This window comes from Micromonospora sp. NBC_00898, assembly GCF_045207895.1.
GTDB lineage: Bacteria > Actinomycetota > Actinomycetes > Mycobacteriales > Micromonosporaceae > Micromonospora.
Window position 1 is genome coordinate 5,440,087 of record NZ_CP108775.1, and the last position, 16,834, is coordinate 5,456,920.

Genomic DNA, 16,834 nt, shown 5'->3' on the forward strand with positions numbered 1-16,834 from the left:
CCCGGCGGGCGGCGGTGACAGGGGATAAAACCCCGATCCGGTCGGCCCGGTGACGGCCCGGCCGCGATCAGTCTCAGGTGCCGGGGCGGCGGCCGATGACGACCACCCGGGTGCCGATGGAGCCCAGCTCCCAGAGCCGGACCGCGTCGGCGTGCAGCAGGTTGACGCAGCCGTGCGAGCCGATCGACCCGTTGTGCAGGTACGTGGTGGTCTCGTGGAAGCCGATCCCGCCGTTGAACTGCTGCCAGTACGGCAGCCACACCTCGTACGGGTTGGACCACTCGCGCAGGTTCCGCCCGCCGACGTGGTAGGTGCCGGCCGGGGTGGCGTACCCGGCCATGCCGGTGCGGGTGACGGTGGGACCCAGCACCACGGTGCCGCCGCGCATCGCCCAGACCGTCTGCCGGGTCAGGTCGACGCAGAAGGTCAGCCCGGAGCCGGCCCGGCAGCGGCCTACGTCGGTGGTGGCGAGTCGCTTCGCCACGTCGTACGTGGTGGCGCCGGCGCGACCGGCGGCGGGGCTGATCCCGTACCGGCGCTGGAACTTCTTGATCGCGGCGCAGTCGGCGGCGGACTGCCGCCCGTCCACGGTCAGCTTCCCGAACCCGCCCAGCCGGGCCAGGTACGTCTCCACGGCCCGCTGCTGCTCGCCCTGTGGGCAGCCGGTGAAGCCGGAGCTGCTCGGCTTGGCCGTGGCGGTCGGCTTCGGCGTCGCCGTCCGGCTCGGCCTCGGCGTGGTCGTCCGACTCGGCTCCGGAGTCGGACGACCGGTGGTCGGGTCCGGCGTGGGCGCCGCGCTCGCCCCCGATGCCCGTTCCGTCACGCCGACGGGGGCCGGCGCACCCGCGCCGGACCCGTCGCCCTGCGGATCGAGCGCGCACGCACCGACGCCGACCAGCAGAACCGCTCCCAGGGCGACGGCCCGAGCGACAATCCGGACATGCTTCATAGGCCCTCCCTGGACAGCCGTCCCGCTTTCTAGACGTACGGGAGGAGCGTCACGTTGCCTGTCGCGCGTGACTTTTTCCCGACAGCTCCGCGCGTGCAACACTGGATGGTCCGCCTTCGGCAGGTCAGCCGGCCGACGGGTGCGGAAATCCGGCAAGGGAGAGGACACTGGCGTGAGCGGTGGACCACTGATCGTGCAGTCGGACAAGACCCTGCTGCTGGAGATCGATCACCCGGACGCGCAGGCCTGCCGGATGGCGATCGCCCCCTTCGCCGAGCTGGAGCGCTCTCCCGAGCACGTGCACACCTACCGGCTGACCCCGCTGGGGTTGTGGAACGCCCGGGCCGCCGGCCACGACGCCGAGGGCGTGGTGGACACCCTGATCAAGTACTCCCGCTACCCGGTACCGCACGGGCTGCTGGTGGACGTGGCCGAGACGATGGACCGGTACGGCCGGCTCCAGCTCGCCAACGACCCGGCGCACGGCCTGGTGCTGCGGGCGCTGGACCGGGTGGTGCTGGTCGAGGTGGCGAAGAGCAAGAAGCTCGCCGGCATGCTCGGCGACAAGATCGACGACGACACCATCCAGGTGCACCCGTCCGAGCGGGGCCGGCTGAAGCAGGCACTGCTGAAGCTGGGCTGGCCGGCGGAGGACCTGGCCGGGTACGTCGACGGCGAGGCGCACCCGATCGAGCTGGCCGAGGCCGGCAAGGACGGGCGCAAGCCGTGGACGCTGCGGTCGTACCAGCGGGAGGCCGTGGAGGCGTTCTGGGCCGGCGGGTCGGGCGTGGTGGTGCTCCCCTGCGGCGCGGGCAAGACGCTGGTCGGGGCGGCGGCGATGGCCGAGGCGAAGGCGACCACGCTGATCCTGGTGACGAACACGGTGGCCGGCCGGCAGTGGAAGCGGGAGCTGATCGCCCGCACCTCGCTGACCGAGGACGAGATCGGGGAATACTCCGGCGAGCGCAAGGAGATCCGCCCGGTCACCATCGCCACGTACCAGGTGCTCACCTCGCGGCGCGGCGGCACGTTCACCCACCTGGACCTGTTCGGCGCCCGCGACTGGGGCCTGGTGATCTACGACGAGGTGCACCTGCTCCCCGCGCCGATCTTCCGGTTCACCGCGGACCTCCAGGCCCGCCGCCGGCTAGGGCTCACCGCCACCCTGGTCCGCGAGGACGGCCGGGAGGGCGACGTGTTCAGCCTGATCGGACCCAAGCGGTACGACGCGCCGTGGAAGGACATCGAGTCGCAGGGCTGGATCGCCCCGGCCGAGTGCACCGAGGTACGGGTCACCCTGACCGACGCGGAGCGGATGTCGTACGCGACGGCGGAAGCCGAGGAGCGCTACCGGATGGCGGCGACCGCCCGCACAAAGCTGCCGGTGGTGAAGGCGCTGGTGGACCGGCACCCGGGCGACCAGGTGCTGGTGATCGGCGGGTACATCGACCAGCTGCACCAGCTCGGCGAGTACCTGGACGCGCCGATCATCCAGGGTTCGACCACCAACAAGGAGCGCGAGCGGCTCTTCGACGCGTTCCGCTCCGGGGAGGTCCGCACCCTGGTCATCTCCAAGGTCGGCAACTTCTCCATCGACCTGCCCGAGGCAGCGGTCGCGATCCAGGTGTCGGGCACCTTCGGCTCCCGGCAGGAGGAGGCGCAGCGGCTCGGCCGCGTGCTGCGGCCGAAGGCCGACGGCAGGCAGGCGCACTTCTACACGGTGGTCTCCCGGGACACCATCGACACCGAGTACGCGGCGCACCGGCAGCGGTTTCTGGCCGAGCAGGGTTACGCGTACACGATCGTGGACGCGGACGACGTGCTGGGGCCGAAGCTGCCGACGGTCGACTGACGCGCGGCCCGGCGCAGGTGTCTGTCTCACGCGCTGTGGAGCTGATGTCGTAAACGAATCAGCCGGCCGCGCGTCCGCTCCCGACTCAGCGGCTCAGAGTGGTCTCCCGCTCCATGTGCGACAGCTTCTCGGGATTACGCACGGCGTAGATTCCGGTGACGAGGCCGTCGTCGATGCGCACGGCCAGGACGGTGTCGAGCTCTCCGTCGAGTTGGACGATCAGCGCCGGGTAGCCGTTGACCTGCGCCGGCCGCCACGACGTGCTGTCCGCGATCTTGCCCCAGCCGCCGGCGAGCAGGCGGGCCACCTTGTCGGCCCCGACGATGGGCCGCGGGACGGCCTGCTTGATCCCGCCACCGTCGCCGAGAAGGACGACATCGGGTGCGAGGATGTCGAGCAGGCGCTGGATGTCGCCGGTTTCGACCGCCCGCTGGAACGCATCGAGCGCGTACCGCGTCTCAGCCGCTGAGACGACCCGGCGCGGCCGGCGCGCCGCGACGTGTGCCCGTGCCCGGTGTGCGATCTGACGGACCGCGGCCGGGCTCTTGTCGACGGCTTCGGCGATCTCGTCGTACCCGACGTCGAACACCTCGCGGAGCACGAACACCGCCCGTTCGGTCGGCGCGAGCGTCTCCAGCACCAGCAGCATCGCCATCGAGACGCTGTCGGCCAACGCGACGTCCTCGGCCACGTCGGGCGCGGTGAGCAGCGGCTCGGGCAGCCAGGAGCCGACGTAGGACTCTTTGCGGCGGCCGAGCGTACGCAGCCGGCCGAGTGCCTGGCGGGTGGTGATCCGGACAAGGTAGGCACGATGATCCTGCACCGTGCCAAGATCGACGCCCGCCCACCGCAACCACGTCTCCTGCAGGACGTCCTCCGCGTCGGCGGCCGAGCCGAGCATCTCGTACGCGACGGTGAACAGCAGGTTGCGGTGGGCGAGGAACGCCTCGGTGGCGGGATCCGGGCGGTTGTCACGGCCCATGCCCCGGCCTCGATCGCCGGCTGCGGTCTGCGGCGTGCCCACCATGGGTGACTCCCGTTCGCTCTCGACTGTGTCGCCCACCAGATGCCGGACCCCGCCGTTGTGTGACACCTCCGGGGAGTGGCGGCCGTCACCTGGCCGCGCCGTCACAGGGATCCGATCGCCGGCATCTCATGTTCGTCCACCGAACACCACGAGTGAAGGACGGAACCATGGACGCCCGATTCAACATGTTCGACAACGAGATCGCCATGAAGTTCTTCAAGCGGTTCGCCAACGCAGGCATGGTGATCCAGCAGTCGCCGCTGCCGAAGTCCACGCAGGAGTTGGTGTCGCTGCGCGCCAGCCAGATCAACGGCTGCGGTTGGTGCATCGACATGCACACCAAGGAGGCCGCAGCCGCCGGCGAGACCGCGGTCCGGCTCCACCTGGTCGCCGCCTGGCGCGAGTCCACCGTCTTCACCGAGGCAGAGCAGGCCGCGCTGGCGCTCGCCGAAGAGGGCACCCGGCTCGCCGACGCCCACCAGGGCGTGTCCGACGAGACCTGGGCTCAGGTACGCAAGCACTACGACGACGACCAGGTCGCCGCGCTGGTCTCCCTGGTCGCCCTGATCAACGCAGCCAACCGGCTCGCCGTGATCGTGCACCAGCAGGGCGGCTCCTACCAGCCCGGCATGTTCGCCGCCGCGTTCGACTGACGCGCGGACGAATCCGGCCCGGCCCAGGATCATCCGATCCTGGGCCGGGCGCTTACCTTGGTGATCTTCAAGAAACCCCCTTTTGACCGCGGACCTCCAGGCCCGCCGCCGGCTGGGGCTGACGGCGACGCTGGTCCGCGAGGACGGCCGGGAGGGCGACGTGTTCAGCCTGATCGGCCCCAAGCGGTACGACGCGCCGTGGAAGGACATCGAGTCGCGGGGCTGGATCGCCCCGGCCGAGTGCACCGAGGTACGGGTCACCCTGACCGACGCCGAGCGGATGTCGTACGCGACGGCGGAAGCCGAGGAGCGCTACCGGATGGCGGCGACCGCCCGCACGAAGCTGCCGGTGGTCCGCGCGCTCGTGGACCGGCACCCCGGCGACCAGGTCCTGGTGATCGGCGGGTACATCGACCAGCTCCACCAGCTCGGCGAATACCTCGACGCGCCGATCGTGCAGGGCTCCACCACAAACAAGGAGCGGGAGCGGCTGTTCGACGCATTCCGCTCCGGCGAACTGCGCACCCTGGTGATCTCCAAGGTCGGCAACTTCTCCATCGACCTGCCCGAGGCGGCGGTGGCGATCCAGGTGTCGGGCACCTTCGGCTCCCGGCAGGAGGAGGCGCAGCGCCTCGGCCGGGTGCTCCGGCCCAAGGCCGACGGCCGGCAGGCGCACTTCTACACGGTGGTCTCCCGGGACACCATCGACACCGAGTACGCCGCCCACCGGCAGCGGTTTCTGGCGGAGCAGGGGTGCGCGTACACCATCGTGGACGCCGACGACGTCCTCGGCCCCAAGCTCCCCACAGTCGACTGACCCCGCGTTGGTCGACTCCGCTTGCGGGATGTTGCGGTGTCGGGTCACCCCGACACCCCATGTGCCGGAAACGGAGCTGATCACTGTGCGAGCCTTGGGACGACCGCCGCCGGGACCGGCTGTCCTTCGTACTCGCTATGGACCTGATGTCGTAAACGACTCAGCCGTCAGCGCCTTCCTCGACTCGACAACGAACACTCCGAGTCCAAGCGGCTAAGGCCGCCGATCCGGGCGAGGTGAAGATCGCCTTGGAGCGCCCCGGCCAGCTACTGGACGGGTGCGGTCCGCTGCGACTTGGCCACAGTCAAGATCCCGGAGTACCGGGCGGTTCGCCGCGACAAACTGCCGCCACGGTCGACATGCTCCGGGTGCCTGGACCCGCCCCGCCGTGCAGGTGGAGATCCGGTGGGACGGCAGCCGTCCACTGTGCTGCTGTCGGCGTTGCTGTCGACAGCGTTCCCGCCGGCGCTCCGGCCGGACCTGACCCCCGCCGGGGGGAGTCTGGTCGCGGTCGTCAGCCGTTGTCATCGGACATCGTCCTGTGCGCTTAGGCGCGGCGGCTCTGTCGCTCGATCCGCCCGTCATCGTCGCGCAGCAGACCGTTTGCTGACTCCCTGCTGACTCCGCAGACCGTGACTGCCGGACCCCCAGGTCCTGGTCCTCGTCCTGGTCGTAAGTTCGCCCGGCGAGCCCCTGGGCCGCCTCGCTAACAAGCTCTGTGCGCTCGGTCCGAGCCGCCCCCCAGGCCGCAGCGGCCACGGTGCCTGTACCGGTCGACGCCGCTGGCACGTCACGGACCGCGAGGTCCAATCACGCGTCTGTGCACGGGCTCCGCACCGGGCCTGGCTGATCCGAGGCTCCTAGCAGGTGGTTGCGACGGTAACGACTTAAGCCGGACAGCGTTTTAGGCCGCGAAATGCGGGGATGTCCAGGTCTGGGACCGGATGATGGGGGTGACATCCAGCCCCATGGGTCCCAAGGCGAGCCGGCGGAGGGGAGATAGCCCAAGTGCTGTGCGGGTGCGGCGGCCTCTAAGAACGTCACCACACTCAATCCAGTCGGGGGGTTTCCCAGAGCTACGTAGCCTGGAAAGGTATGCAGCAGCGTTGACATGAGCGACGACGATCGATTGGAGGCTCCGATGCGTGCGGCAGAGCTCGAGCTGGCACCAGTGGAGGAAGAGGTTCTGATGCTACTCGGCGCGCACCAGCAGGCAACAAGCTCTCCCACCGTGCGCCGTACGACCCTTGAGGCGTATGCGCGGCTCGGCGCCAGTCAGGCTAGTTCGTGGGCGGCAGACGTTTCGGCTGGTGGTCTCAGGCTGGCCCTGGCTGAAGCACTGCACAGCCTCCGCACTCGGTCACTGGTCGCCTTGGAGGAGGACGGGTTCCGTCTGACCGAGGAGGGCCAGGACTTGCTCCGGGCCCTAGGCGGCGACAACACCACGAACGAACGCCTTCGTGAGGCTGTTTTGTCTATCAGGGATCTTCGAGCCCGCTGGGACGTAGAGCCGCGATAGACCCGGTTGCACCCTAGCAATTAAGAGGCTGCCTTGGTCTAATAGCGACCATGGGGATTGAGGGCTACGTCGATGCCTGGTTGGCGCGGCACAACGACGAAGATCCTCCGGGCGAGGCCTCCGGGCGCAATGACTTCGCGCGGGATCGGGATCGCGTTCTGTACAGCAGCGCCTTCCGGGCATTGCATGGCAAGACCCAGGTAATGGCCGCCGGGGAGTTGGGCTACGCTCATAACCGGCAGATGCATTCGATCAAGGTCGCGCAACTGGGCCGGGCCGTCGCGGGACGTCTCAGAGATTCGGGCGCTGGTCCTCACCCTGACCTTGTTGAGGCCGCCTGCCTTGCCCACGACATTGGTCACCCGCCGTTCGGTCATGTCGGCGAAAAAGCCCTTGGTCTCGCCATGGACGCGCATCGCCGGAAAGAGCTCGGGCTATCGGGGGAACAAGAGCCAACGCAGCCGCTAGACGGCTTCGAGGGCAACGCCCAGAATCTCCGGATATTGACGTGCCTCTCGACGCATAGAGTCTGGAACACCCGTGGGCTGCACTTAACTAGAGGCACTCTGGTCGCTACCCTCAAATATCCTTGGACTCGGGAATTAACGGGAAAGCAGGCGAAGAAATGGGGGGCCTTCGAAGCTGAGCGGAAGACCTTGGAGTGGATTCTCGACGGCCGGCCTGAGGGTGCGATCCGTTCCGTCGAGGCGGAACTCATGGACTGGTGCGATGACATCACGTACGCCGTTCATGATGTGGAAGACTTTTATCGGCTGGGCTTCATTCCGCTGCACCGGATCTTTCAATTCTCACTCCCCGCAGAGCATCCTCAAGCGGGCCGAGATTCTAGCGAGGAACTGCAGCGCTTTCTGGAGTTCGTTGCAAAGGACTGGAGTGAGAGCCTATTTGGTCCATACGACGAGACTGAGTTCGTGAAGCTCCTACACGAACTGGCCGATAATATCAGTGTCGCAGAGCCCTACCGTTCGTCTCGGTATCACAAGGGGATGATGCAGACCACGACAAGTGACCTGATCAAATACTTCGCTGACATTACTGCGGTTAGTGGCCCTGGTGCCGGTTACGAGACCAAGCTCGAGGTGCCCGATGAACGTAGGATCGCGTGCGAGCTACTCAAGAAGTTGATCTGGTTCTACGTCATCCGCCGCCCGCAGTTTGCCGCTCAGCAGTTTGGTCAGGACCGAATTGTCACCAACCTCGTTAACTGGTTGGCCGCCGACCCGGAACGACTGCTCCCCGAAGACAGGGCGGAGGAGCTGCAGGAGCATGGAGACGTTCTCCGTGCAGTCGCCGACTACATCGTTAGCTTGACTGAAAGCATGGCCCTCACCTTGCATAAAAAGCTGTCAGGCCAGGATCTCGGCCACGTCACAGATTTGATTTAGGATTCGCTGGGCCCCGTCCTGGCCTTAGCGCCAATTGCATTCTTGGCAATGCGGTCTGCTGCGATAATGGGGTCTTCGTGCTCCCATACCCGCAGGACGCCCACCCAGCGCGCTTGATCAACGCGTCTGTCTCGATGTCGTCGAGGAAGACGGCTACCTTCGCGCCCGGGAAAACCAAATCAGGCGTTCGGCCAGGTCGCGGAGGAGACTCACGGCGGCATCGTGCTCCGCCCGTACCCCAAGAGCCGGGCCGACGTTCGGACGGTGCTCCTGCCGGACTTCCTGGCATCTGCGCTGTGTCAGCTACGTACCGAGGCCGGCGACCCGGACCCGCGAGCCCTCGTCTTCCGCGAGCGGGTCGGGCGCCCGCTGCGCCGGTCGAACCTCCGCCGCGATTGAGCCCGTGTACGTCCCTGACAGGCTTAATGACACGGACAGGACACCCAGGTCCATCGGTACCGGCAGCCCCAGGCTTTCGAGGCAGCTGACTGACAACCGCCGGCGGTGACCTACGCATTACGAGTCGGTTCCGCGGCGCTGGTCCACCGCCTAGTCCTCGTGCCCGGCATGGTGCCCAGGTCCGCGACAGTCCGCTCATGCTCGCCGGCTTGGCTGCTTGCTTGGCTGCTCGGCGGGACCTGACGCCTCGCCTTCAGAGCCTGCGCCACATCGGCGCTCGTGCCAAGCGAGGTCCGTCGGCTCCGCGTCTTCGTGGCTCCAGCACTAGCCGACGACCTGGAAAAGTTGGATACCATCGCTCGGTCCACCGACCCGGACAAGGACGAGTCGCTTGTTGAGGAGACCGATCGGCGTCTTTCCAAGGCCGTGGATGGCCTTACCGATTCTTTGTTGGCGTCCATTGCAGATGCCCGCTACATCCTTCAACGACGGCGGTTGGACCGTAACCGCGCCAGCGGAGCGCAACAGGTGATGGATGAGACCGTACAGGACCCGGAAGCTTAGCCAGATGAAGTGCTCCCGCTCCCAGGAGGCGTGAATGAGTGCACCACGGAGGTCCGGAAGTAGCAGAGTCCCAGTCTATTGCCGATATCGTCACGTTCGGACGGAAGCGCTGTTTGACGTCGAGACGGGCGCAATTGAAGTAACGACAGGGCCGTTAAAGGGCGAGCACTTTAAGTCGCCAAGCGGAGCTAGCGCCGCCGTCATCCAGGCCGAAAACCCAAAGCTGCACGGCAGCACCAACGGCTGGAAGATCTGGCGTATCGCCTCGACCGGCGAGGAACTTGGCACGCTGCGAGAGTCGCCCATTCGGACGGTGCGCAAGAAGGCGAGTAACGCCGTCTGAACGACGGCAATACTCTGCCATCCCGTCTGCCCTCGACCCGCCCTACTGGGGAGCGGGTCGCCGCCCGGCCCGCCATGTCAAGCGGACCTTGACGCATGTACGGACGCTGGCGGGTCGGGAGGCGGTCTGCTCGGCTTGCCCGGGTCGAGGGCAGGCGGGATGGCCTTGCGCAACCACCCACGGACCCGGTGGCTGCCGGCGGCTTCGGCCGTCCTGGAGCCGGAGCGCCCCCGCCGGAGGCGCAGTTGCCGCAACCCCGCCCGGTACCCCAGGTCGCCGACGCAGCCGACGTGCCCTCCCCTACGCCGCGCGGGTCCTAGCCGCGCGGCCCGGCCGGCTGCCGGCCCACCACTCCACCCGTCGACGGTCTGTCGTTCTGCGGCGGCCCTCCGGGCTCCCCGCTCTCCGCGCCAGCCGCCGGGCATCAGGCGTGACGGCCGCAGAGCGACAGCGGCAGCGGCTGGCACGCGCCCTGGCGGCGGCGCGTGCGGCCCGTTCAGGGCCGCCTTGATAGAGGTACAGAAAGTTTGGACCGCCTCGCCGCGCATCGGCAGGCATCGCCGGCAACGAGCAATAGTCAAGACTTGTGGATGAGAAATCTTGATTAGGCAGCCGTGGCCGTGCTCGTGGCGGGTCGTTCGACGAGTTTGCCGCGTTCGAAGCGGGCGCCGGCGCGGACCAGGGCGACCAGGTGGGGCGCGTTGACGGCCCGCCATCGCTGCTGGGCGGCTTCGATGAGCTTGAACGCCATGGCGAGGCCGGCGGCCTTGGAGCCGGGGCCTTTGGTGACCTTGGTGCGGTGCCGGACCGTGGCGAAGGTCGACTCGATCGGGTTGGTGGTGCGCAGGTGCACCCAGTGCTCGGCGGGGAAGTCGTAGAAGGCGAGGAGTTCGTCCAGATCGTCGACGACCTTGGCGACGGCTTTGCCGAACTTCGCCCCGTAGGCGAGCTTGAACGCGGCCACGGCGCGGCGGGCGTGGTCGCGGTCCTCGGCGTTCCAGATCTCGGCGAGGGCCTTCTTCGCCCCGGGATGAGCTGATTTCGGCAGGGCGGCGAGGACGTTGCCGATCTTGTGGAACCAGCAGCGCTGCTCCCGGGTCTCGGGGAACACCTCGCGTAGCGCGTTCCAGAACCCGAGCGCGCCGTCGCCGACGGCCAGGATCGGGGCGCGCATGCCCCGCCGCTTGCAGTCGCGGAGCAGGTCGGCCCACGACCCGGCCGATTCGCGGTAGCCCTCGGCGAGGGCGACGAGTTCCTTGCGGCCGTCGACGCGCACCCCGACGATCACGAGCAGGCACAGTTTCGCCTCGTCGAGGCGCACGTTCAGGTGCACGCCATCGGCCCACACGTAGACGTAGTCCGCACTGGACAGGTCCCGGTCGGCGAACGCGCGGGACTCGTCCTGCCACTGCCCGGTCAGCCGGGTGATCGTGGCCGCGGACAGCCCGGAGCTGGTGCCGAGGAACTGCTCCAGCGCCGGCACGAAGTCCTGCGAGGACAGGCCGTGCAGGTACAGCAGCGGCAGCACCTCGCTGATCCGCGGGGACTTGCGGCACCACGCCGGCAGGATCGCCGAGGCGAACCGCTTGCGCTCGCCGGTCGTCTCCTCGACGCGCTTGTCGTTGACCCGCGGCGCGACCACCTCGACCGCCCCGGCGCTGGTCAGCACCTCCCGGGGCCTCGCGTGACCGTTGCGTACCACCAGCCTGCGGCCCTGCTCATCCACCTGGTCGGCGTGCGCGGCGATGTACGCGGCGACCTCGGCCTCCAACGCCGCAGCCAGCATCCGCCGCGCACCGTCACGCACGATCTCGTCGATCAACGAACCGCCGGTCGAGCCGGCGTCGGGCGCGGCCGGTGGCGTCGGGTCCTCGGGGTTGACTACCGTAAGCACGGGCGTACCTTCCCGACCCGCGTTGGCGCGCGGGCTCTACTCGATTCCTTGGACTTGGACTCGCCGGGAGGGTACGCCCCACGGCGCTCATCCACAGGTTTCGAGCATTGCTCCCGGCAACCCGTCGCGTCCTGTCACGGACATGCTTGACGCCGGCTCCCGCAGGTGGGTGGCACGATCCCACGGCCAGCGGCATGAGTGAGCCCTACTCGGGGAAGATCAGCATCGCGACCGAACGCCACGTTGTTCCCGTTCAGATCTCGGGAGCCCCGGCCTACTGAGGTTTTGATCTTCCAGTCCCAAGGTTGAACCACTGTGTGCCAACCGGGCCGTGGCCAGCTCACGGCCGGCCAGCGCGGGTCAGCGCCGGCGGGACTCCGCGACGAAGACACCACGACCCGGGCGCCCGACCAGCACGCCCTGCTCTCGCAACGTCGCGATCGCCCGCTGAATGGTCGAGTGCGAGACGTCGTAGGAGTCGGCGAGCACGCGACCTGCGGGCAACTGACTCCCCGGTGGATACGTCCCGTCCTTGATCTTGCTCCGCAGGTCGTCTAGCAGCTCGTCCATGGTGGGCGGAATAGGCACGATGTGGCCCCTTGCAGTCGGTTGGCCCACCCAGTATTGATCTACGCCGTCGACCTAGGCAATGCATCTACTGAAAGAGGTGACAGTGGTGACTTGGCTGATGATGATGGAGGTTCGGTATAAGAGGACAGAGCTGTACTTGACGTAAGTGATGCTGCATCGGTAGCGTCGCTCTCGGTGATGCGGTGCTGCTGCGGTCGGTTGGCGCCTCTCGTACCGGTCTCGCATCGCCGCCGAGACCTCACCCTCCGCGCTCCCCCAGCGCGGCCCTGCTGTCGTACCGCCGATCAAGGCTGCGCTGGCAGGGCGGGGCGGCCTCCGCCGACCGCAACCGGCGGAGACCGCCCCCTCCACTTCGACGCGATCCGATGAAGGGCGGGCACCCGTGCGCAACCTGATCCGTCGGCTGGCGAGCCGACACGAGGAACGACACCCGATGGAGGAGGCCCACGGCCGGCTTCCCCTCCGGCCCTGGCAGATCCGCGAGCGGTGCTTCAACGTCCGCCGGCGCGGCGTCGACCCGGTCGAGATCCGCGCCTTCCTGCACCGGGTGGCCGACGAACTCACCGTCGCGCAGACCGCCCTGGTCGCGGTGCAGGAGGAGAACGTACGGATCAAGAACGCCCTGCGCGCCTGGCAGAGCGCCCAGTCGGCGAACCACCGCTACCGATGACCGACCGCTGGGTAATCCACCTGCCGGTCACCGCGCCCGACCTGCTGCGGGCCCGGATCTTCGCCCGGACCGCCGCCCGGGTACTGGCCCGGCTCAGCGCCCGCGTCGAGCCGGGCGGGGTGACCGTCTCGGCCGAGGACCAGCAGGGCGTACGCCACTGGGTCTTCTGCGACCGACCACTGCCGACCGGCGGGCGGTGTGCGTTGCCGGTGGACCACACCTCGCCCTGCGCGCGGCGCGCGCCGTGGCTCAGCCGCCGGTGAAGTCGCCAACACCGCCCTATTGCGGGGACGGAGTCGATCGCTGGGCGAGCCTCGGGGAGCCGCGGCGGGGCGAGCGCGCGGCGGCGGTCACGGGCGGCGGCGCAGGTAGCGGGCGCGGCGGCCGGCGTCGTGGAAGCCGAGCCGCCGGTACAGCGCGGCGGCCGGGTTGTTGTCGTTGACGCAGAGCCACGCCTCGCCGGCGCCGTCGGCGGCAAGCGCCAGCAGCGCGCTCGCCACCAGGTACGCCCCGACCCGGCGGTGCCGCCAGCCGGGGACGACGCCCACCTGGTCGATCCAGTTGTCGATGATGTTTCCGAAGCCGATGGCCGTGCCGTCGGGACCGCGCGCGATGATCGACAGGTCCGGCCGGTACTCGTCGTCCTCCCGCAGCTCAGCCAACCAGTCCTCGGCCGTGGGCGCGGCGAAGCCGGGTCGGTCGGCGAAGGACGCGCGGTAGGTCTCGAAGAGTTCGGGGCCGATCTCCCAGGTCACCGGCTCGGTGGTCACGCCGTCGGGGCGGGCGACCACCGGGAGGGCGGTGAGGTCGTGCCGCAGCACCCACTCGGCGAAGGTCCGCTCGAAGCCGTGCGCCGTGAACAGGGCCTCCGCGCCCGGGCTCCAGGACTCGGTGGTCACCAGCAGGTCGGGGTCGCCGGCCTGCTCGTCCGCCCAGCTCAGCATCCGGCCGCCGAGGCCGCGCCCGCGCCAGGTCGGATGCACCAGGCCGGTGCTGGTGGCCGGCTGCCGGCCGGTGCCGACGCCCACGGCCGCGACCAGGCTGCCGTCGTGCCAGGCGCCGAGGGTACGCGTCTGGAGCAGCCGGGCCCGCAGCAGCGGAGGGCGGGTGAACAGCGGCAGCCCACCGTCGACGGCCAGGCACGCCTCGGCCAGTTCCGTCAGCGCCGCGAGGTGTTCCTCGCCGAACTCTTTGCAGGTCAGCGCGTCCGCGCCCGGTTCCGTCCGGTCCACCGTCATCCTCGCCCCTGTCGCCTGCCGCCGATCACCCGTCGTCCGGCCGTGCCGGCTGGTGCCGGGCCGGTGTGACGGCACCCGGTGGGCTAGTAGGCACCCCGACCCGGAGCAGCGTCAACTGGTTTCGATTCCGCCGCGTCCGGACTCGACCGCGTCCTGGTGGTCCCGGCGCGTCATCCCCACAGGGCCGCCACGGCGGCTGCGTGCGTCGCGCCGACGGTGCGGCCGGCGCGGGCGGACGGTGCCCGGGTCGCGGGCGATAGCGCGTTGGTGCCGAACGCGTCGACGGACGCCTGGTCGGCGCTGATCACGTGAACCGTGGCCGGGGCGAGCGCGGCGATCTCGGCGTCGAGGCTGCCCCAGGGCTGCGGCGCGTCGGCGAGGATGGGCTGGATGATCAGCACCCGGTCGGCGCCGGCGGCCAGGTCGGCGTTGGTCATGGATCGCACACCGCCGTCGACGTAGTGCCGGCCGCCGATCGCGACCGGCGGCCAGACGCCGGGCACGGCGCAGCTGGCGGCGACGGCGTCGAGCAGGGTGACGCCGGACTCGCGGCTGAAGAGCGCGACCTCGCCAGACTCGGCGTCGACCGCGGGTAGCAGCATGCGCCGGTCGGGCCACTGCTTCACCGGGAGGCGGGCGTCGATGGCGGCGAGCCGGACGGCCGGGTCCACGGTCTGCGCGGCGAGGGCGAGTTCACCCAGGCGGCGGCGGGCGTCCTCCGGCCCGGACGCGCCGGTCAGCACGGCGGCGTATTCGGCGAAGAGCTTCTCGGTGTCGACGTCGACCTCGATCTCGGCGGTCTCCGGGCGCAGCTGGGCCGCGTAGAGCTCGTCGAGCGCGACGCCGCTGGTGATCTGCGCGGCGACCGACGAGCCGGCGGAGGTGCCCACGACCAGGTCGGCGGTGAGGATCCGGTCGGCGAGCGCCGGATCGGCGTCGGCGATGCCGCGCAGGACGCCGAGCTCCCACGCGATTCCGGCCACTCCGCCCCCGGCGAGTACGAGTGCATTCGTCATGATCGCCAGCCTCGCACAGCGAGCGGGCACGGTGGATCCCCGGCTGTCCGTGACGGACGCCTCACAGGACCCGGGTGACCTGCTCCGCGGCGGTGCGGGCGTCGAGCCGCGCCCGGTCGAGGTTGGCGCAGAGCACCACCGACGCGCCGGCGGCGAGCGGCGCGAGCAGCCACTTGAGCGGCTGTTCGTACTCGGCCGCGTCGACCAGCAGCCGATCCCCGGCCCGCAGGTCGAGCTGCTCGGCGATCCCCTTCGCCACGGCGGCCCACTCGCCGTAGCTGGTGCCGTCCGGGCTGGCCGGGTCGGACGGGCGGATGCCGGTGTAGTCGGGCGGAGTGTCGGTGTGCCGGAGCACCTCGGCGGACCAGTCCAGCCAACCGAGGGGCACGTCGGTCAGCGGGCCGGGCCCGGTGCCGACGAGGTAGCGGTGCACTCCGTCGGGCACGTCCTCCAGCCAGTCGTCGAGGCGTTCCGGGGTCACGAAGACCGCGTCGTACGGCCGGTCGGCGCCGGGTTCGAGGACCGGCAGGCCGGCGGTGGCCCGCGGCCGGAACGAGACCGCCATCCCGATCGACCAGGCGCCGACCAGCACCGCGGCGGTACGCCAGTGCGGCGGCAGCAGCACCGCCACCCGGCTGCCGGGCCCGAGTCCGCAGCCGTCCCGGAGCAGGCCCGCGCTGCGCGCCGCCCAGCCGCCGAGCTGCTGCGCGGTCAGCTCGGTCCGCTCCCCGGTCGCGTCGTCGTAGTAGGTGAGCAGCGGAAGGTCGGCCTCGCGCCGCGCGTCGGCCGGAACGGATATGGGCGTGTGGACAGCCATCGGGTCGCTCCTCCCTGCCGGTCCGCCCACCCTAACGATCCAGCGTCAGCGGCAGAATCGGTCCACCAGGATCGCCAGTCGCCGCTCATGGTCCGTACGCCGGAGCCGGCCACTGCGCATGAGCGTGACCAGGCCGTGCAGCCCGCTCCAGAAGGTCTCGGTGAACGTCTCCAGGTCGTCGTCGCCGGCGACCGGCCGCAGGATCTCGGCCAGCTCGGCGAAGGCCCGGGCCACGTCGACCGGGACGTCCTGGCTGGCGAACGGCAGGTCGACCGCGAGGGTGAACATCGCGTCGTAGAGCGCGGGCCGCCGCTCGGCGAACGCGGCGTAGGCCGCGGCGACGTCGGCCACCGCCTGCCGCTCGTCGGTCGCGGCGGTACGCGCTGCGGCCAGGTCCCGGGCCAGATCGCCGAAGCCCTCCACGGCGACGGCCGCCATGATGGCGTCCTTGCCCTTGAAGTGGCTGTACAGGACGGGCTGGCTGTACTCGATCTGCGCGGCGAGACGGCGGGTGGTGACGGCGTCCCAGCCCTCCGACTCGGCCAGCTCCCGGGCGGCGGCGACGATGGCCCGCTCCCGTTCCGCCCGCTCGCGCTCCCGGCGCTCTCGTATAGCCATGACCGTAACTCTAGCACTGCTAGCGATTCTGCCGACGTTCTGCTAGCTTCGATCTCAGACCTAGCAGCGCTAGCACCTGGGAGTCGGACATGCTCAGCCCCCTCGCCTACGGACTCGCCGTCGTCATCAGCCTCCTCGTCGTCGTCATCGGCGCCCGCTTCCTCCTGCAGCCCGAGGCTGCCGCCGCCGGCTACGGCGTGCCGGCCAAGCCGGACGGTGACCGCGCCTACCTCACCGTCAAGGGACTGCGCGACCTCACCTACGGCCTGCTCGGCCTCGCCCTGATCGCGTTCGCCACCCCCACCGCGGTCGCCTGGTACATGCTGCTCGGCGCGCTCGAACCGCTGGGCGACACCGTGATCGTGCTCCGGAATGGCGGTACGAAGGCGGCCGCCTTCGGCATCCACTTCGCCACCGCCGTGGTCGTACTCCTCGACGCCGTCCTGCTGTTCGCCCTGTAG

17 protein-coding genes and 1 pseudogene are annotated in these 16,834 nt (G+C 69.6%); 10 read left to right on the plus strand and 8 right to left on the minus strand.

What is annotated here, in order from left to right; all coding sequences use genetic code 11:
- Nucleotides 1-73: 73 nt before the first annotated feature.
- Nucleotides 74-949: a L,D-transpeptidase family protein gene (locus OG799_RS26400; protein ID WP_406038580.1), complete on the minus strand. Its 876-nt coding sequence runs from the start codon at nucleotides 947-949 to the stop codon at nucleotides 74-76.
- A 172-nt stretch (nucleotides 950-1,121) separates the two neighbouring features.
- Here OG799_RS26400 and OG799_RS26405 point away from each other — a divergent pair, with 172 nt between their 5' ends.
- Entirely contained in the window at nucleotides 1,122-2,801 is a 1,680-nt protein-coding gene (locus OG799_RS26405) for a DNA repair helicase XPB (RefSeq protein ID WP_406038582.1), read from the plus strand.
- Between the two features lie 85 nt (nucleotides 2,802-2,886).
- Here the strand turns inward: OG799_RS26405 and OG799_RS26410 are convergent, their stop codons facing one another.
- On the minus strand, nucleotides 2,887-3,783 hold the full coding sequence (locus tag OG799_RS26410) for an RNA polymerase sigma-70 factor (protein WP_406038584.1): 897 nt from the start codon (nucleotides 3,781-3,783) through the stop codon (nucleotides 2,887-2,889).
- A 212-nt stretch (nucleotides 3,784-3,995) separates the two neighbouring features.
- On the opposite strand from OG799_RS26410, the gene OG799_RS26415 reads away from it, so the two are divergent.
- From OG799_RS26415 to OG799_RS26440, 6 genes and pseudogenes are all read left to right on the plus strand, one after another.
- Complete coding sequence (locus OG799_RS26415) at nucleotides 3,996-4,481, plus strand: carboxymuconolactone decarboxylase family protein (RefSeq protein ID WP_406038586.1); 486 nt, start codon at nucleotides 3,996-3,998, stop codon at nucleotides 4,479-4,481.
- Nucleotides 4,482-4,566: 85 nt separating this feature from the next.
- Nucleotides 4,567-5,298, plus strand: a pseudogene (locus OG799_RS26420) (helicase-related protein); the annotation flags it as partial.
- A 1,111-nt stretch (nucleotides 5,299-6,409) separates the two neighbouring features.
- Complete coding sequence (locus OG799_RS26425; protein WP_406038588.1) at nucleotides 6,410-6,817, plus strand: hypothetical protein; 408 nt, start codon at nucleotides 6,410-6,412, stop codon at nucleotides 6,815-6,817.
- A gap of 50 nt (nucleotides 6,818-6,867) precedes the next feature.
- Nucleotides 6,868-8,223 (plus strand): deoxyguanosinetriphosphate triphosphohydrolase family protein, encoded by a 1,356-nt coding sequence (locus tag OG799_RS26430; RefSeq protein WP_406038590.1) that lies wholly within the window; start codon nucleotides 6,868-6,870, stop codon nucleotides 8,221-8,223.
- Between the two features lie 222 nt (nucleotides 8,224-8,445).
- Nucleotides 8,446-8,622, plus strand: a complete 177-nt coding sequence (locus OG799_RS26435) for a hypothetical protein (RefSeq protein ID WP_406038592.1) — start codon at nucleotides 8,446-8,448, stop codon at nucleotides 8,620-8,622.
- Nucleotides 8,623-8,901: 279 nt separating this feature from the next.
- Nucleotides 8,902-9,186 carry a hypothetical protein gene (locus tag OG799_RS26440; RefSeq protein ID WP_406038594.1) on the plus strand — a complete coding sequence of 95 codons (285 nt, stop codon included), beginning with the start codon at nucleotides 8,902-8,904 and terminating at the stop codon, nucleotides 9,184-9,186.
- A 947-nt stretch (nucleotides 9,187-10,133) separates the two neighbouring features.
- Here OG799_RS26440 and OG799_RS26445 read toward each other — a convergent pair.
- Together OG799_RS26445 and OG799_RS26450 are read right to left on the minus strand one after the other, a co-directional pair.
- The gene (locus tag OG799_RS26445) at nucleotides 10,134-11,423 is read right to left on the minus strand and encodes an IS256 family transposase (RefSeq protein WP_406036440.1); all 1,290 of its coding nucleotides are present in this window, start codon (nucleotides 11,421-11,423) and stop codon (nucleotides 10,134-10,136) included.
- Between the two features lie 360 nt (nucleotides 11,424-11,783).
- The gene (locus OG799_RS26450) at nucleotides 11,784-11,993 is read right to left on the minus strand and encodes a winged helix-turn-helix domain-containing protein (RefSeq protein WP_406038596.1); all 210 of its coding nucleotides are present in this window, start codon (nucleotides 11,991-11,993) and stop codon (nucleotides 11,784-11,786) included.
- Between the two features lie 454 nt (nucleotides 11,994-12,447).
- Here OG799_RS26450 and OG799_RS26455 point away from each other — a divergent pair, with 454 nt between their 5' ends.
- Together OG799_RS26455 and OG799_RS26460 are read left to right on the plus strand one after the other, a co-directional pair.
- Complete coding sequence (locus OG799_RS26455; RefSeq protein ID WP_406046411.1) at nucleotides 12,448-12,684, plus strand: DivIVA domain-containing protein; 237 nt, start codon at nucleotides 12,448-12,450, stop codon at nucleotides 12,682-12,684.
- Nucleotides 12,681-12,947 (plus strand): hypothetical protein, encoded by a 267-nt coding sequence (locus OG799_RS26460; RefSeq protein WP_406038598.1) that lies wholly within the window; start codon nucleotides 12,681-12,683, stop codon nucleotides 12,945-12,947. Before OG799_RS26455 ends, OG799_RS26460 begins: the two co-directional genes overlap by 4 nt.
- Nucleotides 12,948-13,034: 87 nt before the next feature.
- Here OG799_RS26460 and OG799_RS26465 read toward each other — a convergent pair whose 3' ends face one another.
- The 4 genes from OG799_RS26465 to OG799_RS26480 form a co-directional block, all read right to left on the minus strand.
- Nucleotides 13,035-13,916 carry a GNAT family N-acetyltransferase gene (locus OG799_RS26465; protein WP_406038600.1) on the minus strand — a complete coding sequence of 294 codons (882 nt, stop codon included), beginning with the start codon at nucleotides 13,914-13,916 and terminating at the stop codon, nucleotides 13,035-13,037.
- Between the two features lie 176 nt (nucleotides 13,917-14,092).
- A complete protein-coding gene (locus tag OG799_RS26470) occupies nucleotides 14,093-14,938 on the minus strand; it encodes a patatin-like phospholipase family protein (protein WP_406038602.1) in 846 nt (281 codons plus the stop codon).
- Nucleotides 14,939-14,999: 61 nt separating this feature from the next.
- Complete coding sequence (locus OG799_RS26475) at nucleotides 15,000-15,755, minus strand: TIGR03089 family protein (protein ID WP_406038604.1); 756 nt, start codon at nucleotides 15,753-15,755, stop codon at nucleotides 15,000-15,002.
- Nucleotides 15,756-15,800: 45 nt separating this feature from the next.
- On the minus strand, nucleotides 15,801-16,373 hold the full coding sequence (locus tag OG799_RS26480) for a TetR/AcrR family transcriptional regulator (protein WP_406038606.1): 573 nt from the start codon (nucleotides 16,371-16,373) through the stop codon (nucleotides 15,801-15,803).
- A gap of 89 nt (nucleotides 16,374-16,462) precedes the next feature.
- Here OG799_RS26480 and OG799_RS26485 point away from each other — a divergent pair, with 89 nt between their 5' ends.
- The gene (locus OG799_RS26485) at nucleotides 16,463-16,834 is read left to right on the plus strand and encodes a DUF4267 domain-containing protein (protein WP_406038608.1); all 372 of its coding nucleotides are present in this window, start codon (nucleotides 16,463-16,465) and stop codon (nucleotides 16,832-16,834) included.